This window comes from Methylobacterium organophilum (genome assembly GCF_022533465.1).
Classification (GTDB): Bacteria; Pseudomonadota; Alphaproteobacteria; order Rhizobiales; family Beijerinckiaceae; genus Methylobacterium; species Methylobacterium organophilum.
On record NZ_CP092848.1, the window covers coordinates 754,229 to 775,574 of the forward strand.

18 protein-coding genes are annotated in these 21,346 nt (G+C 70.6%); 7 read left to right on the forward strand and 11 right to left on the reverse strand.

The window, feature by feature from the left end; genetic code table 11:
* The first annotated feature begins 15 nt into the window (after positions 1–15).
* From acs to MMB17_RS03395, 3 genes are all read left to right on the forward strand, one after another.
* Positions 16–1,965 (forward strand): acetate--CoA ligase, encoded by a 1,950-nt coding sequence (gene acs, locus MMB17_RS03385; RefSeq protein ID WP_238313091.1) that lies wholly within the window; start codon positions 16–18, stop codon positions 1,963–1,965.
* 158 nt (positions 1,966–2,123) lie between these two features.
* Positions 2,124–2,510 carry a DUF485 domain-containing protein gene (locus tag MMB17_RS03390; protein WP_238313094.1) on the forward strand — a complete coding sequence of 129 codons (387 nt, stop codon included), beginning with the start codon at positions 2,124–2,126 and terminating at the stop codon, positions 2,508–2,510.
* On the forward strand, positions 2,507–4,195 hold the full coding sequence (locus tag MMB17_RS03395; RefSeq protein ID WP_241101071.1) for a cation acetate symporter: 1,689 nt from the start codon (positions 2,507–2,509) through the stop codon (positions 4,193–4,195). The genes MMB17_RS03390 and MMB17_RS03395 overlap by 4 nt, the downstream gene beginning before the upstream one ends.
* Before the next feature lie 96 nt (positions 4,196–4,291).
* Here the strand turns inward: MMB17_RS03395 and MMB17_RS03400 are convergent, their stop codons facing one another.
* From MMB17_RS03400 to MMB17_RS03415, 4 genes are all read right to left on the reverse strand, one after another.
* Positions 4,292–5,662 carry a cytochrome P450 gene (locus MMB17_RS03400; protein ID WP_241101072.1) on the reverse strand — a complete coding sequence of 457 codons (1,371 nt, stop codon included), beginning with the start codon at positions 5,660–5,662 and terminating at the stop codon, positions 4,292–4,294.
* Between the two features lie 46 nt (positions 5,663–5,708).
* Positions 5,709–7,307, reverse strand: coding sequence for a bifunctional phosphoribosylaminoimidazolecarboxamide formyltransferase/IMP cyclohydrolase (gene purH, locus MMB17_RS03405; RefSeq protein WP_241101073.1), 1,599 nt, complete (start codon positions 7,305–7,307; stop codon positions 5,709–5,711).
* An 80-nt stretch (positions 7,308–7,387) separates the two neighbouring features.
* The gene (locus tag MMB17_RS03410; RefSeq protein WP_241101074.1) at positions 7,388–9,130 is read right to left on the reverse strand and encodes a heparinase II/III family protein; all 1,743 of its coding nucleotides are present in this window, start codon (positions 9,128–9,130) and stop codon (positions 7,388–7,390) included.
* Positions 9,131–9,235: 105 nt separating this feature from the next.
* Entirely contained in the window at positions 9,236–10,606 is a 1,371-nt protein-coding gene (locus MMB17_RS03415; protein WP_241101075.1) for an RsmB/NOP family class I SAM-dependent RNA methyltransferase, read from the reverse strand.
* A 77-nt stretch (positions 10,607–10,683) separates the two neighbouring features.
* Here MMB17_RS03415 and MMB17_RS03420 point away from each other — a divergent pair, with 77 nt between their 5' ends.
* On the forward strand, positions 10,684–10,899 hold the full coding sequence (locus MMB17_RS03420) for a DUF1674 domain-containing protein (protein ID WP_238313107.1): 216 nt from the start codon (positions 10,684–10,686) through the stop codon (positions 10,897–10,899).
* A 102-nt stretch (positions 10,900–11,001) separates the two neighbouring features.
* Here the strand turns inward: MMB17_RS03420 and MMB17_RS03425 are convergent, their stop codons facing one another.
* Both MMB17_RS03425 and bluB read right to left on the reverse strand, forming a co-directional pair.
* Complete coding sequence (locus MMB17_RS03425; RefSeq protein WP_420847325.1) at positions 11,002–11,556, reverse strand: L,D-transpeptidase; 555 nt, start codon at positions 11,554–11,556, stop codon at positions 11,002–11,004.
* A gap of 210 nt (positions 11,557–11,766) precedes the next feature.
* Complete coding sequence (bluB, locus tag MMB17_RS03430; protein ID WP_241101076.1) at positions 11,767–12,408, reverse strand: 5,6-dimethylbenzimidazole synthase; 642 nt, start codon at positions 12,406–12,408, stop codon at positions 11,767–11,769.
* 395 nt (positions 12,409–12,803) lie between these two features.
* Here bluB and MMB17_RS03435 point away from each other — a divergent pair, with 395 nt between their 5' ends.
* Together MMB17_RS03435 and MMB17_RS03440 are read left to right on the forward strand one after the other, a co-directional pair.
* The gene (locus tag MMB17_RS03435) at positions 12,804–13,172 is read left to right on the forward strand and encodes a DUF2794 domain-containing protein (RefSeq protein WP_238313110.1); all 369 of its coding nucleotides are present in this window, start codon (positions 12,804–12,806) and stop codon (positions 13,170–13,172) included.
* 84 nt (positions 13,173–13,256) lie between these two features.
* Positions 13,257–13,661, forward strand: coding sequence for a DUF4174 domain-containing protein (locus tag MMB17_RS03440; protein WP_241101077.1), 405 nt, complete (start codon positions 13,257–13,259; stop codon positions 13,659–13,661).
* Positions 13,662–13,740: 79 nt separating this feature from the next.
* Here the strand turns inward: MMB17_RS03440 and MMB17_RS03445 are convergent, their stop codons facing one another.
* Positions 13,741–14,202 (reverse strand): hypothetical protein, encoded by a 462-nt coding sequence (locus MMB17_RS03445; protein WP_238313114.1) that lies wholly within the window; start codon positions 14,200–14,202, stop codon positions 13,741–13,743.
* A gap of 218 nt (positions 14,203–14,420) precedes the next feature.
* On the opposite strand from MMB17_RS03445, the gene MMB17_RS03450 reads away from it, so the two are divergent.
* On the forward strand, positions 14,421–15,200 hold the full coding sequence (locus tag MMB17_RS03450) for a phosphodiester glycosidase family protein (RefSeq protein ID WP_238313116.1): 780 nt from the start codon (positions 14,421–14,423) through the stop codon (positions 15,198–15,200).
* Here MMB17_RS03450 and MMB17_RS03455 read toward each other — a convergent pair whose 3' ends face one another.
* The 4 genes from MMB17_RS03455 to dprA form a co-directional block, all read right to left on the reverse strand.
* A complete protein-coding gene (locus MMB17_RS03455) occupies positions 15,201–15,518 on the reverse strand; it encodes a plasmid stabilization protein (RefSeq protein WP_241101078.1) in 318 nt (105 codons plus the stop codon).
* Between the two features lie 33 nt (positions 15,519–15,551).
* On the reverse strand, positions 15,552–17,171 hold the full coding sequence (locus MMB17_RS03460) for a histidine kinase famiy protein (RefSeq protein WP_241101079.1): 1,620 nt from the start codon (positions 17,169–17,171) through the stop codon (positions 15,552–15,554).
* Between the two features lie 136 nt (positions 17,172–17,307).
* The gene (topA, locus tag MMB17_RS03465; RefSeq protein WP_241101080.1) at positions 17,308–19,992 is read right to left on the reverse strand and encodes a type I DNA topoisomerase; all 2,685 of its coding nucleotides are present in this window, start codon (positions 19,990–19,992) and stop codon (positions 17,308–17,310) included.
* Positions 19,993–20,149: 157 nt separating this feature from the next.
* Positions 20,150–21,334 carry a DNA-processing protein DprA gene (dprA, locus tag MMB17_RS03470; protein ID WP_241101081.1) on the reverse strand — a complete coding sequence of 395 codons (1,185 nt, stop codon included), beginning with the start codon at positions 21,332–21,334 and terminating at the stop codon, positions 20,150–20,152.
* Positions 21,335–21,346: the final 12 nt, after the last annotated feature.

A 21,346-nucleotide genomic window follows, 5' to 3' on the forward strand; every position in this document is an offset into this window, starting at 1 on the left:
GAGGGATGAAACACGATGTCTGAGAAGGTCGTCGAGGTCCAGGACGCATGGCGCCAGGGCGCCCACGTGGACGATGCCAAGTACAGGGAGATGTATGCGGCCTCCGTTGCCGATCCGGACGCGTTCTGGGGCGAGCACGGCAAGCGGATCGACTGGATCAAGCCCTACCACAAGGTCAAGGATACGAGCTTTGCCCCGGGCAACGTCTCGATCAAGTGGTTCGAGGACGGCAAGACCAACGTCGCGCTGAACTGCATCGACCGCCACCTTGCCAAGCGCGGCAACCAGACCGCGATCATCTGGGAAGGCGACGACCCGAACGAGTCGAAGCACATCACCTACAGGGAGCTGCACGCCGAGGTGTGCCGCATGGCCAACGTCCTGCGCAACCGCGGCGTCGGCAAGGGCGACCGGGTCACGCTCTACCTGCCGATGATCCCCGAGGCCGCCTACGCCATGCTGGCCTGCGCGCGGCTGGGCGCCATCCACGCCATCGTGTTCGGCGGCTTCTCGCCCGACTCGCTGGCGAGCCGGATCAGCGGCTGCGGCTCCAAGGTCGTCATCACCGCCGACGAGGGCCTGCGCGGCGGGCGCAAGGTGCCCCTCAAGGCCAATGTCGACGAGGCGATCAAGCGGCTCGACAAGGACCTCGTCGAGCACGTCGTCGTCGTGAAGCGCACCGGGGGCGCCGTGGCGATGGAGCCGGGCCGCGACGTCTATTACCACGAGGCCGCCGCCCAGGTGACCGACGAATGCCCGGCCGAGGCGGTGGAGGCGGAGCATCCGCTCTTCATCCTCTACACCTCGGGCTCGACCGGCCAGCCCAAGGGCGTGGTGCACACCACCGGCGGCTATCTCGTCTACGCCTCGATGACCCACGAATACGTCTTCGATTACCGCGAGGGCGACGTCTACTGGTGCACGGCGGATGTGGGCTGGGTCACCGGCCACAGCTACATCGTCTACGGCCCGCTCGCGAACGGCGCGACCACGCTGATGTTCGAGGGCATCCCGACCTATCCGTCGAATTCCCGCTTCTGGGAGGTCGTGGACAAGCACAAGGTCAACATCTTCTACACCGCTCCCACCGCGATCCGCTCGCTGATGGGCGGCGGCGAGGGCCCGGTGAAGAAGACCTCGCGCCAATCCCTGCGGGTGCTGGGTTCCGTCGGCGAGCCGATCAATCCCGAGGCCTGGGAATGGTACTACAACGTCGTCGGCGAGCAGCGCTGCTCCATCGTCGACACCTGGTGGCAGACCGAGACCGGCGGCATCCTGATCACGCCGCTGCCGGGCGCCACCAAGCTCAAGCCCGGCTCGGCGACCCGGCCCTTCTTCGGCGTGCAGCCGGTGATGGTCGATGCCGAGGGCAAGGAGCTCGACGGCCCCTGCGAGGGCAATCTCTGCATCAAGGATTCCTGGCCGGGCCAGATGCGCACGGTCTACGGCGACCACGAGCGCTTCGAGCAGACCTATTTCTCGACCTACAAGAACCTCTACTTCACCGGCGACGGCGCCCGCCGGGACGCGGACGGCTATTACTGGATCACCGGCCGGGTGGACGACGTCATCAACGTCTCCGGCCACCGCATGGGCACGGCGGAGGTCGAATCCTCCCTCGTGGCCCATCCGAAGGTCGCGGAGGCGGCGGTGGTCGGCTACCCGCACAATCTCAAGGGCCAGGGCATCTACGCCTACGTCACCCTCAACGAGGGCGAGGAGGGCTCGGACGGGCTGCGCAAGGAGCTCGTCGCCTGGGTCCGCAAGGATATCGGCCCGATCGCCTCGCCCGACCTGATCCAGTTCGCGCCGGGCCTGCCCAAGACCCGCTCGGGCAAGATCATGCGCCGCATCCTGCGCAAGATCGCCGAGGACGATTTCGGCTCGCTGGGCGACACCTCCACCCTCGCCGAGCCGGCGGTCGTTGACGACCTGATCGAGAACCGGCAGAACCGGCCGGCATAAGATCGCGCACAAGTCGATCGCAGGCCCTCCATTTCGGAGGGCCCGGCAGACCGCAAGCGTGACGGAGCGGAGCGCCAACATCCGCCTGTCACGCCCCCACGCCAGAAAACCGGCCGCGGATCCCGACAGAACGGGACCGGACAGGCGGGAGGAACCCCATGAGCACCCTGCAAACGGCGGGAGCGTCGGTGACGCCCCAGGCCCAGACGATCCATGGCATCGGCGCCCTGGAGATGCCCGAGCCGGATCACGACCTCGACCGGATCGCCGAGCACCCGACCTTCAAGACCCTGGTCCGCGAGCGCACCCGCTACGGCTGGATCCTCACCGGCCTGATGCTCGTCGTCTATTTCGGCTTCATCGGCCTGATCGCCTTCGACAAGGCGCTGCTGGCCACCAAGGTCGGCGGCACCGCCTCCCTCGGCTTCTACATGGGCATGTTCGTGATCGTCTTCGCGTTCCTGCTCACCGGCGCCTATGTCGCCCGCGCCAATACCCGCTTCGACCGGCTCTCGGCCGACCTCGCCCGGAGCCTCGCCCGATGATCCGCCGCAGCCTCCTCCTCCCCGCCGCCGGCCTCGCGCTGGCGGCCGCCCCGGCCCTGGCCGCGGGCCCCGATCTCGGCGCCGTGCAGCAGCAGGCCACGAACTGGCCGGCCGTCACGATGTTCTTCTTCTTCGTGATCTTCACCCTCGTCATCACCTACCGGGCGGCGAAGGGCTCGAAATCGGCCGCCGACTTCTACGCGGCGGGGGGCGGCATCTCGGCCCGCACCAACGCGCTCGCCATCGCCGGCGACTACATGTCGGCGGCCTCGTTCCTCGGCATCTCCGGCCTCGTCTATTCCTCGGGCTTCGACGGGCTGATCTACTCGACGGGCTTCCTGGTCGGCTGGCCGATCGTGCTGTTCCTGATCGCGGAGCGCCTGCGCAACCTCGGCAAGTTCACCTTCGCCGACGTGGCGAGCTTCCGCCTCGACCAGACCTCGATCCGCATCATCTCGGCGACCGGCACCCTCGTGGTGGTGGCGTTCTACCTGATCGCCCAGATGGTCGGCGCGGGGAAGCTGATCCAGCTCCTGTTCGGCCTGCCCTATCTCTATGCGGTGGTGATCGTCGGCGCGCTGATGATCATCTACGTCGCCTTCGGCGGCATGAAGGCGACGACCTGGGTGCAGGTCATCAAGGCCTGCCTGCTGCTGGGCGGCGCGAGCTTCATGGCCGGGGCCGTGCTCTACAAGTTCGGCTTCAGCCCCGAGGCCTTGTTCGCCGCGGCCGTGCAGACCCACCCGAAGGGCGACGCCATCATGGCGCCGGGCGGCCTCGTCTCGAACCCGATCGACTCGATCTCGCTCGGCGTCGGCCTGATGTTCGGCACCGCCGGCCTGCCGCACATCCTGATGCGCTTCTTCACGGTGTCGGACGCCCAGGCCGCCCGCAAGTCGGTGTTCTACGCCACCGGCCTGATCGGCTACTTCTACATCCTCACCTTCATCATCGGCTTCGGCGGCATCGCCCTGCTGATGTCCGATCCCTCCTACTTCAAGCTCGGCGCGGGCGGGTCCTTCGACAAGATCAAGGACATGATCGGCGGCACCAACATGGTCGCCGTCAACCTCGCCAACGCGGTGGGCGGGCCGTACTTCCTCGGCTTCATCTCGGCGGTGGCCTTCGCGACCATCCTCGCGGTGGTGGCGGGCCTGACGCTGGCCGGCGCCTCGGCGATCAGCCACGATCTCTACGCCCAGGTCATCGCCCGCGGCCGCACCACGGAGAAGGCGGAGGTCAACCTCTCCAAGATCTCCGCCGTGGGCATCGGCATCGTGGCGATCTATCTCGGCTACGTCTTCGAGAACCAGAACGTGGCCTTCATGGTCGGCCTCGCCTTCTCGGTGGCGGCGAGCTGCAACTTCCCCGTCCTGGCGATGTCGATCCTGTGGCGCGGCACCACGACCTGGGGGGCGCTGATCGGCGGCCTCGTCGGTCTCGTGGCGGCGGTGACCATGGTGGTGCTCTCGGATGCGGTCTGGGTGAAGACCTTCGGCCATCCGGCGCCGCTGTTCCCCTACGCCAACCCGGCCCTGTTCTCGATGCCGCTGGCCTTCGTGACGATCTGGGCGGTGTCGCTCCTGGACAAGACGCGCCGGGCCAACCGCGAGCGGGCCGCCTTCGACGCGCAATACGTGCGTTCGGAGACCGGCATCGGCGCCGCCGGCGCCCACGCGCACTGACAGGCACGAGCAACGGCGCCGCGAGGCGCCGTCATCGACGAAAAGAAGCCCCGGCCGCTCCGCACGGCCGGGGCTTCTTCGTTTGAACGGATCCGATCAGCGCCGCTCCAGCGCCCCCCAGAGGCCGCCGCGGGGCTGCAGGCTGATCGCGCCGAAGGGCACCACGTTGGCGTCCGGCGCCAGATGGAAGCGGTAGCGCCGGGCGATGGCCGCGGCGATCACCATCATCTGCGTCTGGGCGAAGTGGGAGCCCGGGCAGACGCCGGGGCCGACGGCGAAGGGGAGATGGGCGAAGCGCGGCCGGTCGGCGCTGCGCGCCTCGGTGAAGCGGTCGGGATCGAAGCGCTCGGGCTCGTCCCACAGGCGCCGGTGCCGGTGCACCACCCAGGGCGCGACGATGACGAAGGTGCCCCTGGGGACCTTCTTGCCCGCGATCGTGTCGGTGACCCGAGCCACGCGGGCGATGATCGGGATCGGCGGGTAGAGCCGCATCACCTCGTCGAGGACCCGGCGGAGATAGGGCAGCTGGCGCAGCTGCTCCGGGCGGAGCGGCCCGTCGCCGAGCACCGCGTCGAGCTCGGCATGCAGCCGCGCCTCGACCGCGGGATGCGTGCCGAGCAGGTACCAGATCCAGGTCAGCGCCCGGATGGTGGCGTCCCCGGCCCCCACCAGGCTCGCCGCCTCGTCGGCCATCTCGTTGGGCGGCAGCGTCTCGCCGGTCGCACGGTCGGCGCTGTGGGCGATCCGCCAGAGCAGGTCGCGCGGGCCGGCATAGCCCGCCGCCTTGCGCGCCGCGATCATCGCGGCGAGCTGCGCCCGGAGCGCGATCCGCTCCGGGCTCTGCCGCGCCGAGCTGACCCGGTCGCGCAGCCATTCGGGCATCGGCAGCAGATCGAGGGCGCGGGGCTTGCGCGGCACCCTCGAGAGCCATTTCAGGATCGGCACGAAATCCGGGTCGCCCCCCGCCGACATCCGGTTGAGGAGCTGGATCCAGATCCGGGCGGCCTGCGCCTCGATGTCGACAGGCTCGGCGAGCCGTTGCTCGAAGCCCGCGACCAGCGCCTCGCATTGGGCGATCAGCCCGGGCAGGTCCGGGGCCGTGGCGCGCCGGTCCAGGGTCGCGGCGCAGATCCGGCGGTGCCGCCACCAGATCGCCCCGGAGGTCGCCAGCGTGCCCGTGCCGATCTCCGCCGCGTAGAGACGCTTGATCATCGGCACGCGGGGATAGTCGTCGAAGCGGTCGACGAGCACCTGCCGGATCGCCGCCGGGTCGCTGACGAAGGCGAGCCGCACCGGACCGTAGCGGCGCACCACGACGAGCTCGTCGAACAGAGCCTCGTCGAAGATGCCGACGGTGTTCGAGGCCACCGTCCTGAGAAGCTGCAGGGGCGTGAGCGGACGCTGCGGGCGCAGGGGCGCCGCGAGACGCGGCGGCGCTCCGTCGGAAGGCGGGGCGCCGTCACGCATCCTGCGCTCGTCTCTCTTGGATTGGGGTCCGAGAGGCCGCGGCCCCTCAGTGCCGGAAGTGGCGCGTGCCGGTGAACACCATCGCCAGCCCCGCCTCGTCGGCGGCGCGGATCACCTCTTCGTCGCGCATCGAGCCGCCGGGCTGGATCACCGCGGTGGCCCCCGCCTCGGCCGCGGCGAGAAGCCCGTCGGCGAAGGGGAAGAAGGCGTCGGAGGCGACCGCGGAGCCGTTGGCGAGGCTCTCGGACAGGCCGAGGCGCTTGGCGCCCTCCGCGGCCTTCCAGGCGGCGATGCGCGAGGAATCGACCCGCGACATCTGCCCGGCCCCGATCCCGACCGTGGCGCCGCTGCGGGCATAGACGATGGCGTTCGACTTCACGTGCTTGGCGACGCGGTAGGCGAAGCGCATGTCGGCGTATTCGGCCTCCGTCGGCTGGCGCTTCGTCACGACCTTGAGCGCCATGTCGTCGACGACCGCCGCGTCGCGGCCCTGCACCAGCAGGCCGCCGGCGAGGCTGCGCACGGTCTCGCCCGCGGCGCGGGGATCGGGCAGGCCGCCGGCGAGCAGCAGCCGCAGGTTCTTCTTGGCGCCGACGATGCGCTGGGCCTCCTCGGTCGCATCGGGCGCGATGATGACCTCGGTGAAGATCTCCACGATCTTGCGGGCGGCCTCCGCGTCGAGGGGCCGGTTGAGGGCGACGATGCCGCCGAAGGCCGAGACGGGATCGCAGGCGAGCGCCCGCTCATAGGCTTCGAGCAGGCTGCCGCCCTCGGCGACGCCGCAGGGATTGGCGTGCTTGATGATCGCCACCGCGGCGGTGCGGGCCGGATCGAACTCGGCCACGCATTCATAGGCCGCGTCGGTGTCGTTGAGGTTGTTGTAGGACAGCTCCTTGCCCTGGAGCTGCCGCGCCGTGGCGATGCCGGGCCGCGGCGTGCCGGCGGAGCGGTAGAAGGCGGCGGATTGGTGCGGGTTCTCGCCGTAGCGCAGGGCCTGGCCGAGGCTGCCGCCGAAGGCGCGGAAGGCGGGCGCGGCCTCCGGCTCGATCGCGCCGGCGAGCCAGTTGGCGATGCCGGCATCGTAGGAGGCGGTGCGGGCGAAGGCCTTCTGGGCGAGGCGGCGGCGGGTCGCGGCGGCGATGGCGCCGTCGTTCGCCGCCAGTTCGGAGAGGATCGTGCCGTAATCGGCCACGTCGACCACCACGGCGACGTCGGCATGGTTCTTGGCCGCGGCGCGGATCATGGCCGGGCCGCCGATATCGATGTTCTCGACGCAGTCGTCGTAGGAGCCGCCCCGGGCCAGCGTCGCCTCGAAGGGGTAGAGATTGACCACGAGCAGGTCGATGGCGCCGATGCCGTGGGCGGCCAGCGCCGCCTGATGCTCGGGATTGTCGCGGATGGCGAGAAGGCCGCCATGGACGGCCGGGTGCAGCGTCTTCACGCGCCCGTCCATCATCTCGGGGAACTGCGTCAGCTGCGCCACCTCGGTCACGGCGAGGCCGGCTTCGGTCAGGGCGCGGTGGGTGCCGCCGGTCGAGACCAGGGCGATGCCGCGCTCCGCCAGGGCGCGGGCGAAGGCCACGAGGCCCGTCTTGTCGGAAACGGAAAGAAGGGCGCGGGTCACCCGGGTCTGGTCGCGCGACATGGAAGGCTCGTCCGGTCTCGAAAAGGCGTTCTGCCGGCGCGCGGTAGCATGGAACGCCTCCGGGCTTCCACCCGGGCGGATCAAACCGGGCCGGACCGCCCTCCGCCGCCTTCCGCGACCCGCACGAAGCGCCAGCGGATCCGCGCGCCCTCGGTGAGGGCGAGATAGAGCGCGATCTGCTCGGTGCGGCAGGCGCCGACCACGCCGGCGAAGTAGACGCTCTCCTCGATCGCCACGTCCGCGCCGTCGGCCGAGAAGCGCCAGACCTCGCCGGAGGCCGTGGTCAGCTCGACCTGGCCGCCGCCCTCCCCGCGCACATGGACGTTCGGGTGCAGGTGGAAGCGCACGGCGATCTCGTGGGGCCGGCGGCTGCCGCGGCCCTCGCGCAGGAAGGCGTCCACGCCCTCGAGCAGGCCACCGTCCGCCGAGAGCGTCCAGCGGCGCTCGTGGACGACGCCGAAGGAGAGGAGGTAACCGTCGTGCCGGGCCGCCAGGGTCGCCGCTCCGGCCTCCGCCCCGCGCTCCACGGCCACGTTCGTCGGCCCGCGCAGGATGGCGGGCCCGTAGCGGTCGGAGAGCCAGTTCGCCACGAGCCGGCGTCCCCACCAGGCGTCCGGGGTCGCCAGGAAGCGGCAGGAGGAGGTGTCGTCCACCGTCGCGGTGGAATGGGCGGCGGTGCTGCGGGCGACGCGGCGCAGCTCGAACCCGCTCGCGGGCATGCCGCAATTGACGACGAGGCGCTCGCGGCCGCTCGTCATCTCGAAGGAGAGGCAGCCCGCGCAGGCTTCCGCCGATTCGCGCGGCCCCGGCGCCTGCCCGACATCGGCGACCACGACGGTGCGGCCCGCCTCCAGCCGCTCGTAGCCCGAGATCGGGGCCCGCAGCATCGTCTGGGCGGCGCCCCCGTCATAGACGAGCAGCGTGGCGAGGTGGTCCGCGGCGGTCACGCCGACACCGTTGAAGTGGCTGAGCGAGGCGTCCCCGTGGCGCAGAAGCCGGAACAGCGGCAGCATCCGGTCGATGGCGCGCAGCAGCGCCTCCGGCGGGTCGATGCTGCGGCTGAGGAAGCTCTGGCGCAGGGGCAGCAGGTCGAGCAGCAGCTCCAGGGCGAAACGCTGGTTGCGGCTGATATGGCCGCCATCGGGCAGGATCTGCCGGTCGAGCTCGCGCGAGAGCACCCGGGTGGCCCGGCGCAGGATCGGCTCGATGCCCTCGCAGCAGAGGCCGGCATAGCTGAGCGCCACGGCCGAGACGAGCTGGGCCTGGGGCGGCGCGCCCCGGCGCAGCCAGCGCTCCAGTTCGCGGGCATTGCGCCCGATCGCCTTGAGGAAGGCCTGGTAGAAGGCGTGGTCCGCTCCCTCCAGCACCAGGGGCGACTGGCACAGGAAGGAGACGAGGCGGCGGGCCGCCACGGGGACCGGGCTCGCCAGATCCGGATCGCCCCGGCCGGCGATGAAGTCGGAGACGAAGGCGCGGGCATTGGCCCGGGCCAGGGCGTTGTCGGCGGCGCGCAGGTGGCGCAGCCAGCCGAAGCCGTAGAGCACCTGCGCCCATTCCGGCGAGGGCGGGTCGTAGTCGAAGGGCGAGCGGCCGCTCACCACCAGGGAGCGCCCGGCGAAGACGAACAGGCCGGAATAGATGTCGTCGGCGAAGGTGGGATCGCTCGTGCGCAGGTCATGCGGCGCGATCACCAGCGCGCGCACCCGGGCACGGGACAGGATGTCCGGCGGCGAGGTCAGGTGGGCGGCCGTCATCCGGACGGATCGGGCGAGTTCCGTCCCGGCCAGCCGATACAGATCCCAGCGGTCAGACCCCCAACCCACGCAGTGTCCTCTTCCGGCGCGGGCGACGCGGGGCGTGCGTCGGCCGGCTCCCAAGCCTGACGGTAGAGCCCGCCTCTTAACCGTTTGCTAACGCTGTTGGCGCCCTCAGCCGCCTCGTACCAGCCGGCTCGCGAAGAACCCATCCACCCCCCCCACCCGCGAGCCCGCGGGACCCGGCAGGTGCGAGGGCAGGGTGCGCAGGTCGCCCTCCGGCCCGATCAGCTCGGCATGGCCGCCGACCTCTTCCGGGGTGACGGGCAGACGGGCGAAATCCGGATGCCGGGCGAGGAAGGCGGCGACCTGGGCCTCCCCCTCCGCCGGCTCCAGGGAACAGGTGCAATAGACGAGCCGCCCCCCGGGTCGGAGCAGCTTGGCGGCCTTGTCGAGGAGCCGCGCCTGCAGGCCGGCGAGACGGCCGATATCCCCCTCGCTCTTGGTCCAGGCCACGTCCGGATGGCGGCGGATCGTGCCGGTGGCCGAACAGGGCGCATCGAGGAGCACGGCGTCGAAAGGCGCGTCCTCGGGCAGATCGAGGGCGTCGATGGCCTGCACCTCCGCGGTGAGGGAGAGCCGGGCCAGATTGAGGCGCAACCGTTCGAGGCGGGCTGCGGAGCGGTCGACGGCGGTCACCCGGGCCCCCGCCGCGGCGAGCTGGGCGGTCTTGCCGCCCGGCGCCGCGCAGAGATCGGCGATGCGCTCGTCCTTGGCAGGCCGCAGCAGCCGGGCGGGGATCGCGGCGGCAGCGTCCTGCACCCACCAGGCGCCCTCGGCATAGCCCGGCAGCTCGGACACCGCGGCCCGCACCTCCGCGAGGCGGACGCTGCCGAGAGGGAGGAGGAGGCCCCCGAGCCGCTCGGCCCAGGCCTGGGCGTCCGTCGGAACGGTGAGATCGACCGCCGCCCCGGCGCGATGGGAGGCTGCGATCGCACGCGCGGTCGCCTCGCCGTAGCTCTCCCGCCAGCGCCGGGCGAGCCAGGGGGGCGTGTCGATGTCGAGGGGATCCGGCACGGAGGCCCGGATCCCCTCCGCCTCGCGGGCGAGCCGGCGCAGGACCGCGTTCACGAGGCCGGCGGCATGGGCGAGTTCGGGATCGGACTTGGCGAGCCGCACCGAGAGATCGACGGCGGCATGATCGGGCACGGCGAGGTCGAGGATCTGCGCGGCCCCGGTGGCGAGCAGGGCGAGGAGGCGCGGCTGCTCCTCCGGCAGGCCGCTGGTCATCCGCTCCGCGAGGGCCGCGCGCAGGGAGCCGAAGCGCCGGAAGGTGGCCGTGGCGATGGCGCGGGCAAGCGCCGCATCGGGGGGCTCGAGGGGCGTGCGGCGCAGGGCCTGGGTGAGGGCGTCGTCGAGGGCGAGGCCGCGAGCCTTGCCGATCAGGTCGGCGACGGCTTCGCGGGCAACGCGGCGGGCTCCGAGGCCGGGGACGTCCGGCTCCGAAGTCGTCTCGCGGCCGGCCGCGTTGCGGCGTCTCGCCATGAATGCCACTTTCCGAAAGAACGAGGGGTCGGGTTTCCCGACGCCCTCCCACCGGACGCGACCGAAAGCAAGACGACATGACGACGACGGACGATCGCCCGGATGCGCCGCCCGCGCGCAAGCCCCTCAGCCCCGCCGCGGAGCGCGCCCTGGCGGAAGCCGCCGAGCGGCGCGCCGCCATCGACGCCCGCGCAGCAGAGATCGCGGCCAAGACGGAGCGCCAGGGCCGCGGCGGGCTGGAGCCCGTCCGCTACCAGGACTGGGAGGTGAAGGGCCTCGCCGTCGATTTCTGACGCCTCCCGTTCCGGTCCGATCGGGTCAGGCCGGCTTCTTCCGGTCCCGATGAGGACGGGATGTCTTTCGACGAGGGGGAGCCGCTTCGTCGAACAAGCGCTCTACCGCACCACGTAGACCTGCGTGCCGACATCGACGCGCTGGAAGAGATCCGCGATGTCCTGGTTGTACATGCGGATGCAGCCATAGGACGCGAAGGTGCCGATGGAGTTCGGCCGATTGGTGCCGTGGATGGCGTATTGGCCGCCCCGCAGGGTCATCGCCGCCACGCCCATCGGATTGTGCGGCGAGCCGCCGCGGATGAGATTCGGCAGCCGGGGATGGTCGCGCTTCACCTCCGCCGGGGGCGACCAGTCGGGCTCGTAATACTTGCCGTCGATCTCGGTGTGGCCGCTCCACTGCTTGCCGGGCTTGCCCACCGCCACGGGATAGCGGATCGCCGTGCCGTCGCCGTTGACGAGATAGAGGCGCCGCTCCGAGGTGCGCACCACGAGCGAGCCCGGCGCAACGGGATCGGCGAACGGTACCATCTCGCGGGACGCGGCCGGCGTCGCGAAAGCCGAAGCCGCGACCGTCGCGAACGCCGCGCCGGTCAGGACGGCCCGCAGCCGCGGGAACGACGATACCTTGAACTCCTCCAGCGTGAACGCAGACATGGATTTCATTCCTCAAGCGTGACCATACGCTTGAGCAAGAAAGCGCCGCGAGGCCTTGCCGTTCCGGTGAAGCCCTGCGACTTATCCACCGCCGGTTTCTTCAATGCTTTCAGACGGCTAACTCCGCCGCGACGCGATGCCGAAAAGGCGCGTGATCGGGGCGATGGACGGGTAAGGATATCATTCCGTTACCCCGCGGCAGCGCGCCGGTCAGCGCTCCAGGAGCAGGCTCTGAGCGGCGACCCGCGCCTGCCAGCCGTGGCGGACGAGCTCCGGGTCGGCGTGCTCCTCCACCGGATGCCCGACGCAGAGATAGGCCACGAGGCGCCAGGCCGGGGGCACGTCGAGGGCGGCGGTCACCCGCTCCGGCTCGAGGATCGAGACCCAGCCGACGCCGAGGTTATGGGCACGCGCGGCGAGCCAGAAACCGTGCACCGCCGTGACCACGGAATAGCGCAGCATCTCCGGCATGGTGACCCGGCCGAGCCCGAAGCCGGCCTCGGTTTCCTCGTCGCAGAAGACGGCGAGGTGGATCGGCGCCTCACGCAGGCCCTCGAGCTTGAGCCGGGCGTAGAGCGCCTGCCGCTCCTCGGCGTAGCAGGCGAGCGCCGCGGCGTTGCAGCGGGAGAAGCTCTCGACCACCGCGGCGCGGCGCTCCGGATCCGAGACCCGCACGAAGCGGCCCGGCTGGCTGTTTCCGACGGAAGGGCCGAGGCTCGCGAGTTTCAGGCAGCGGTGCAGCACCGCCTCGTCCACCGGCTCGGCACGGAAGCGCCGCACGTCCCGCCGCCAGACGATGAGATCGGCGAGGCGGTCGCGAAAAGCGCTGTCGAAGACGGGGGGCGAGGTCATGATCGCCCGGAGCCTTCGCAGGATCGGGGGAAAAATCCAAGAAAAAGGGCGGCGCTCCGAAGAGGCCGCCTGAAGTCCTTGGGTCTCGAAACCTCGGAGTGCCGGCCTTCGCGGATCCGTTGCAGCGACCACGGGCTGGGGAGCTCGGGTTGCAGTCGCCGCCCCGGGGCTCGAGCCGACGAGGTTCCATGCAACAGTTGATCAGCGCGATGAGGCTGCGCAAGGGCCTTATTGCGGCGGAAAAGCGGCGATTCGAACCGTTAGCCGGCGCTTGCCGCGGGCATCCGGGCGGCCCATCATCAGATCGACGCCGCCCCCAAACCCTCCCGACCTGCCGAAACGGTCACCGCTTCGGCTCGACGGATGGCTTCGGCGGCCCGGACAAGGGAGAGACGATGAGCGAGAGGCCCGGTGCCGATCCCGCCGCAAGCGATCCGCAGATCATTCCGTTTCCGAGAAGCGCGCCGCCGCCCCAGGTGGCCTTCGGGCGGGACGAGTTGCGGATCCTGTTCAATCTCTACGGACGCCGGGTCGCGGAAGGGGAATGGCGCGACTACGCCCTCGACTTCCGCCGCGACAAGGCGATCTTCTCCATCTACCGCCGCTCTTCCGAGATGCCGCTCTACCGGGTCGAGAAGGATCCGAAGCTCGCCCGCCGCCAGGGGGCCTATGCGGTCATCGCGGCCAATGGCCATGTGATGAAGCGCGGCAGCGACCTCGCCCGGGTCCTCGGCGTCCTGGAGCCTCCCCTGCGGGCGGTGTGAGCCGAGGGCTGCGCCGAACGACCGCAGACCGGCTCCCAGCGCCGCGCGTTGGTTGCGGCAACCGCCCCGCGACAGGAGCCGCCGATGCCGCGCCAGAGCCTTTTCGCCGCCGCCACGCTCGCGGCTCTGCTGGCCGGCGGAGCCGCGGACGGCGACCCGCTGGCCGCCCATCAGTGGCGGTCCCGCGTGCTGGTGCTCTCCGCCCCCGGAGCGGAGGACAAAACCCTCAGGGCGCAGCGGGAGGCCCTCGCCTCGGCCCGGACGAGATTGCGCGAGCGGGACCTCGTCGTTCTCGAAGCCGTGGGGTCGAGCGCGGACGCGGTACGCCTGCGCCGACGGCTCGGGCTTTCGGCCGAGGCGTTCCACGCCGTGCTGGTCGGCAAGGATGGCGGCGTCAAGCTGTCGTCGCAGGAGCCGATCCCGCCTCAGACCCTGTTCTCGACCATCGACGCCATGCCGATGCGGCGCGACGAGATGCGCCGGCGCTGAGACCGAGCGCCGCCTCAAGAGGGCAGGCAAAAGGGGCCGCTGGCGCGGCCCCTCGTTGTCCGTGCTTTCGGAACGTGCCTCAGTAGCAGCGCTCGACCAGGACCCGGCGGTAGCCATAGGGCGTCCAGCGCAGGCGCGGGACGGTGTAGCAGCCGCCGCCGTAATAGGGATCGTAGCCCACCGCCGAGTAGCCGCCGTAATACGGGCCGTAGCCATATCCGTAGCCGCCATACCCGCCGTAGAGGCCGCCCGCCGCGAGACCGAGGCCCAGACCGAGGCCGAGACCACCGAGGCCGTAGCCGCCACGGCGCCAGCCATAGCCGCCCCGGTGCCAGCCACCGCCCCAGCCCGGACGGAAGCCCGCCCCGCGGAAGCCACCGCCGAAACCGCCACCCCGGAAGCCGCCGAACCCGCCGCCGTGGAATCCACCCCCGTGGAAGCCGCCGCCATGGAACCCACCGAAGCCGCGGGCTTCGGCCGTGGCAGGAACCATCGCCAGCGCGCCCACCAGGGCGGCCGAAGCCATCAAGACGCGTTTCATATGAAAATTCTCCGGACTGAGGGGGAAGACCGCCCCTTGACTGCCCCTTGCCCAAAAAACGCTCAGCTCCGGGAAACGGTTCATGCGACGTCCGGTCTCGAATGCGTGAGCTTCGAGAATCGCGGGAGCGGCCCCGCTTGAATGCTGCCGCTTTTCCGGGTGAGGAGAGCGCCGCGCGGCCAAGCTCCGCCGGTTCACGCTCTGCCAGGAAGCGTCCGATGTCTCGATACGCCGCCCGTCTTCTGCCTGCCGTGCTGCTCGCTCTCGCCGCCACGCAGGCCTGGTCGCGGGAGGCGGATGCACCGGCGGCTGGCAAGACCGCCACGGCGGCGAGCCCCTGCCGGGTCGTGGAGTCCGAAGGAGAGGCCTACACCGCCTGCCTGATCGACCTGCGCAAGCAGCGGCTCCGGCTGTTCTGGCTCGGCTCGGACGGCCTTCCCTATTCCTCGCTCTCGAACCTCGCGCGGGCGCAAGGGGACCGCCTCAGCTTCGCGATGAATGCGGGCATGTACGACAAGGGCCAGGCGCCGGTCGGGCTCTACATCGAGGAGGGACGCGAGCTGAAGGGCGTCTCCACCGCCAACGGCCCGGGCAACTTCCACCTCAAGCCCAACGGCATCTTCTACGTGAAGGGCGACCGGGCCGGCGTGCTGGAGACGGGACGCTACCTCAAGGCGAAGCTGAAGCCGGACTACGCCACGCAGTCCGGCCCGATGCTGGTCATCGACGGCCGCATCCACCCCAAGATCTCGACGGACGGCCCGAGCCAGAAGATCCGCAACGGCGTCGGGGTGCGCGAGGACGGCCACACCGCCGTCTTCGCGATCTCGGAACGTCCCGTGAGCTTCGGCGCCTTCGCACGCCTGTTCAAGGACACCTTCGCCTGCCGCAACGCGCTGTTCCTCGACGGCTCGGTGTCGAGTCTCTACGCGCCGGGCATCGGCCGCTCCGATCTCAGCCGCCCGCTCGGTCCGTTGGTGGGCGCCGTCGCCCGGTAATCAGGACGCCTTCTTGGCGGCGTTGCGCTTGCGGGTCTCGGCGGCCTTCTTGGCGGAAGCGGAGCGCTGCTCGGCCGTGCGGGAGGCCGAGGCTTCGCCGCCGACGCGGCCGCCCTTGTGGGCGGCGGGCTTGCCCGTGCTGCGCCCCCGCCCCGAGCCGCCGGGGTGCTTGCCGCCGCCATCGTCCTTGTTGACGGTGGCCCAGGCACGGGATTCCGCCTCCTTCTCGGGCACACCACGGAATTCGTAGGATTCCGCGATGTGTTCCGCCTTGCGGATCTGCTTGTCGGTGTATTTCGACTTGTCGCCGCGGGGCATGGGCCACTCCTGACATGGCGTGCGGCGCTGCCGTCAGGCGCCGCCGGGTGAGTCCAGGGCCGCCCGCACCCGCCGGATCAGATCGGCGCGTCGGTACGGCTTCTTCAGGATCTCGAACTCCGATCCCCCGACATCGGTTCGCTCCAGGCTCGCCTCGGCATAGCCGGTGGTCAGCAGCACCTTCAGGTCCGGACGCCGCAGACGCGCCTCCCGGGCGAGCACGAGGCCGTTCATGCCCCCCGGCATGATCAGATCGGAGAACAGGAGAGCGATGCCCTCGTGGGCATCCAGGATGGCGAGCGCCTCGCGGGCATTGCCGGCCATGTGCGTGACGTAGCCGTAATCCCGCAGAATGGCCCGGGCGAGTTCGGCCACGTCCTCCCGATCCTCCACAATCAGGATCGTCTCGGTGCCGTGACGCTCGCCGTCCTCCTCGCTCTCGCGGGAAGGACGCTCCTCGAGCCGATCGTCGGTCGGGAACAACAGGTGGACGGTCGTGCCGACACCGAGGGTCGAGCTGATCCGCGCCGCACCGCCCGATTGCTTGGCGAAGCCATAGACCATGGAGAGGCCGAGGCCCGTGCCCTTGCCCTCCTCCTTAGTCGTGAAGAACGGATCCATCACCCGGGACAGCACCGCGGGCGGGATGCCGCTGCCGGTGTCGCTGATCGCCACGCCGACATAGCGCCCCGGCCGCAGGGCGTCGGTCGCCTGGGCATCGGAGTCGGCGATGGTCTCGTTCGTGGTGGTGATCCGCACCCGGCCGCCACCGGGCATCGCGTCCCGGGCGTTGATCAGGATGTTGAGCAGGGCGACCTCGGCCTGGGTCGGGTCGACCCGGCAGGTCCAGAGATTGCCGGCGAGGTCGGTCTCGACCTCTACCGTCTCGCCGAGGGTGCGGCGGGCGAGCTCGCCCATCTCCCGGACGAGGGCATTGAGGTTGACCGGCCGGCCTTCCAGACGCTGCTTGCGGGCGAAGGCGAGGAGCTGCTGGGTCAGCGTGGTCGCGCGCTCGGCCGCCTCGCGGATGTTCTGCGTCGCCCGCCCGAGGCGGCCCCGGTCCGGCTCGGGCTTCGACAGGCCGCTCGCAAGCACGTCGGCATAGCCGAGGATGACCTGGAGCAGGTTGTTGAAATCGTGGGCGATGCCGCCGGTGAGCTGGCCAAGCGCCTCCATCTTCTGCGCCTGGCCGAGGGCATCCTCGGCGTCGCGGCGGCGCGAGACATCGAGCTGCGAGCCGAAATAGTACACGAGCTCGCCGGCCGCGTTATAGACCGGGCTGACGAACAGGGCGTTCCAGAAGGTCGAGCCGTCCTTCCGGTAATTCAGGATCTCGAGGGACACGTCGCGCTGCTCGGCGATCGCCCTCGCGACGATCGCGACCTTGGCGCGATCGGTCTCCGGCCCCTGCAGGAAACGGCAGTTGCGGCCGAGCACCTCGTCACGGGTGTATCCCGTCATCGCCAGGAAGGCCGGGTTCGCGAAGACGATGGGCAGATCGTTCTGGCGCGGATCGACCACCACCATCGGCATCCGGGTGGTCTCCACGGCCGCGAAGAAGATGTCGCTGCCGGGTTCGGCGATCTCGGCCAGGGCACCGGTGAGGACGCCGCGATGCGTCGCGTGCGGAGGCTTCTCGGGACTGTCGGTCATGCGGGCGGCGTCGGTTCCGGGATGTCGCAGGCCGGACGTTCCGCCCGAGGGGCTGGCCTCGAGCGGAAAGAGTATCGGCTGTCCCCAGAACTGTCGATCAGGCCGATAGTGCAATCGACCGGATGCGGCAGAACGCTCACCCGGCGCTTTTCTTCGCCGCCGTCTTCCGGGCCGGAGCCTTGGCGGCCGCCTTCTTGGGCGCCTTGTCCTCGCCGGACTTCGCGGCTGCCTTGCGGGCCGGCGCCTTCCGACCCCGGGCCGGCGCCTTCTTGCCGCCCCCGGAGGCGCGCTTGGCGTTGAGCAGATCGATGCCCTGCTCCAGGGTCAGGGCCTCGGCCGCCATCGCCTTGGGCAGGGTGGCGTTGACCTCGCCGTCGGTGACGTAGGGCCCGTAGCGGCCCGCCTTCACCGTGACCTCGCGTCCCGTCGCCTCGTCCTTGCCGAGGGGGCGGCCGGGATCGGAGGACGGGCGCCCGCGCCCGCCGCCCTGCTCCTTGGTCACGATCAGGTCGATCGCGCGGTTGGCGCCGACCTCCAGCACGTCGTCGTCCCGGCCGAGATTGGCGTAGGTCTTCCCGTGCTGCACGTAGGGCCCGTAGCGGCCGATATTGGCGAGGATCGGCTCGCCGGTCTCGGGGTGGCGCGCCACCTCCCGGGGCAGGGACAGGTACTTGAGCGCCTTTTCGAGGTCGACGCTCGCCGGCGCCACGCCCTTCGGGATCGAGGAACGCTTGGGCTTCTCCGCATCCTTGTCGGCGCTGGCCTCGCCGAGCTGAAGGAAGGGGCCGAACCGGCCGTCGCGCAGGGTGACCGGCAGGCCGGTGACGGGATCGTTGCCGAGCACGCGCACGCCGGGCTGGCCGCCCTCGCCGGAGGAGCCCTCGCCGTCGCCGTCGACGCCGGAGGCCGAGAGCTGCCGGGTGTAGCTGCATTCCGGATAGTTCGAGCAGCCGATGAAGGCGCCGAACTTGCCGAGCTTCAGCGAGAGCTGGCCGGAGCCGCAGGTCGGACAGGCGCGGGGATTCGATCCGTCCGCCTTCTCGGGGAAGATGTGGGGACCGAGCAGACCGTTGAGCGCCTCCAGCACCTCGGCGACGCGCAGCTCCTTGGTGCCGCCGATGGCAGCGGAGAAGTCGCGCCAGAAGTCGCGCAGAACGGTGCGCCAATCGATCTCCGCATTGGAGACCCGGTCGAGCTGCTCCTCGAGGCTCGCGGTGAAATCGTACTCGACGTAACGCTTGAAGAAGCTCTCGAGGAAACCGGTGACGAGGCGGCCCTTGTCCTCCGGCTGGAGGCGCTTCTTCTCGATCCGGACATATTCCCGATCACGCAGGGTCTGGAGCACGGCGGCATAGGTCGAGGGCCGGCCGATGCCGAGTTCTTCCATCCGCTTCACGAGGCTCGCCTCGGAATAGCGCGGGGGCGGCTCGGTGAAGTGCTGGGTCGAAGCGATGCGCTCGCGCTTGAGGGGATCGCCCGCCTTCATGGCGGGGAGGCGCTTGCCGTCCTCGTCCTCCTCGTCGTCCTTGCCCTCCTGATAGAGGGCGAGGAAGCCGTCGAACTTCACGACCTGGCCCGTGGCGCGCAGGTCGATCCGGCGCGGGCCGACGCTCGCGATCACGTCGACGGTGGTGCGCTCGAGCTCGGCCGATTCCATCTGGCTCGCCACGGTGCGCGTCCAGATCAGCTCGTAGAGCTTGGCCTGCTCCGGTTCGAGGTAGCGGGCGATCTGCTTCGGCAGGCGGCCCATATCGGTCGGGCGCACGGCCTCGTGGGCCTCCTGCGCGTTCTTGGCCTTCACCGAGTATTTGCGCGGCACGTTGGGGACGTAGTCGTCCCCGAACTCGCGGCCGATGACCCGGCGGGCGTCCTGGATCGCCTCCGGCGCCATGTCGACGCCGTCGGTTCGCATGTAGGTGATGATGCCGACCGTCTCGCCGCCGATGTCGACGCCCTCGTAGAGCTTCTGGGCGACACGCATGGTCTGCGCGGGCGCCATCCCGAGCTTCCGGGACGCCTCCTGCTGCAGGGTCGAGGTGGTGAAGGGCGGCTGCGGATGGCGCTTGGCGGGCTTCGCCTCGATCGACCCGACCTGGAAGGTCGCGAGTTCGAGATCGCGCTTGAAGGCCGCCGCCTCCTCGGCATTGCCGACATCGAGGCGCTGGATGCGCTTGCCGTCGGCGCCGACCAGCCGCGCCTCGAACACCCCGCCGGCCTCGGTGACCAGGGTCGCCACGATCGACCAGTATTCCCGCGGCTTGAAGCGCTCGATCTCCATCTCGCGCTCGACGACGAGGCGGAGCGCGACCGACTGCACCCGGCCGGCCGACTTGGCGCCGGGCAGCTTGCGCCAGAGCACGGGGGAGAGGTTGAAGCCGACGAGATAATCGAGGGCGCGGCGCGCGAGATAGGCATCGACCAGGGCCTGGTCGATCTCGCGGGGCTTGCGCATCGCGGTCTGCACCGCGTCCTTGGTGATGGCGTTGAAGGTGACGCGCTCGACGGGGATGCCCTTCAGCGCCTTGCGGGCGGAGAGCGCCTCGATGACGTGCCAGGAGATGGCCTCGCCCTCGCGATCCGGGTCGGTGGCGAGGATCAGCTTCTCGGCCCCCTTCACCGCCTTGGCGATCTCGGAGACGCGCTTGGAGCCGCGATCCTCAAGCTCCCAGATCATGGCGAAATCGGCTTCCGGATCGACCGAGCCATCCTTGGCCGGCAGGTCGCGGATATGACCGAAGGAGGCCAGAACCTCGTAATCGCGCCCCAGGTACTTGTTGATCGTCTTGGCCTTGGCCGGCGACTCGACGACGACGACTTTCATGAACCTCTGCCTCTCGCCAGAGCCTCACCGCCAGAACGGTTTGTAGGAGATGCGCGGATGCGCTCCCGCCGATGGCCGGGGCCTCGCGCCGCGCAGAAGTGGGTTAAGGGCGCCGGGTTGTCAAATCGGCCGCTCAAGAAAGACCGATTCGCCTGCCTCATGGCACCAGGGAAACCGCACCGCTGCCATGCCGTTCGATTCGCCCGTCGAGCTCCAGTTCGAGCAGCGCCGTCTGCACCACGCGCACCGACAGGCCGGCCAGCCGGGCGAGTTCATCCGTGCCGATCGGCGTCGGGCTCAGTGCGGCGATCAAGCGGGCCCGGTCGCCCTCCGGCTCGGCCGGATCGGGGCTGTCGAGCCCGGCGACCGGCACCCGGATCACCTCCCCGTCGAGATCGATCTCGTCCCAGAAATCCGGCCGCTCCTCCAGAGCGGGCCGGTCGCGGCTCAGGAGATCGCGCGGACCGAAGGCATCCGGATGCTCGACGAGGGGGCCGATCACCGCGAGGATATGGGCGACCTCGCCGACCAGCGTCGCCCCCTGGCGGATCAGATCGTTGGTGCCCTCGGCGCGCGGATCGAGCGGGGAACCCGGCACGGCGAAGACCTCTCGGCCCTGCTCCAGGGCGAAGCGCGCGGTGATGAGGGAGCCTGAGCGGCGCGCCGCCTCCACCACGACGGTGCCGTAGGACAGCCCGGAGATGATCCGGTTGCGCCGGGGGAAGTCGCGCCCGCGGGGCACCCAGCCCAGCGGCATCTCCGCCACCACGGCGCCTCCGTTCTCCAGAATCTCCTGCAGCAGCGGCGCGTGATTCTCCGGATAGATCCTGTCATGCCCGCCCGCGAGCACGGCAACCGTTCCCGTCGCGAGCGCGGCCCGGTGCGCCCGGGCGTCGATGCCGCGGGCGAGGCCCGAGGTCACGACGAGACCCGCCTCGCCGAGCCCCCGCGCCAGCCGCTCGGTGAAGGCGAGGCCGGAGGCCGAGGCGTTGCGGGACCCGACCATCGCTACCGCGGGCCTGAGAAGCGCCTCCGCCGCCCCGCGCACGGCCAGGATCGGCGGCGCCGTGTCCGCCGCCTGGAGGCTCTTCGGATAGGCGGCTTCGCCCATGGCGAGGTAGCGGACGCCGATCCGGCCCGCCGCCGCCATCTCCTTCTCGATCTCGGCTCGATTCGGCGGCACCACGCGCTTGCCGGAGCGCTTGGTCAGGTCGGGCAGGGCCTCCAGCGCGGCGGCGGCCCCGCCGAAGCGGTTGATCAGCATGCGGAAGGTCCGCGGGCCGACGCCCTCGGTGCGGATCAGACGCAGCCAGTCGAGGCGCTGTGCATCGGTGAGCTGCATGACCGCCCTCCT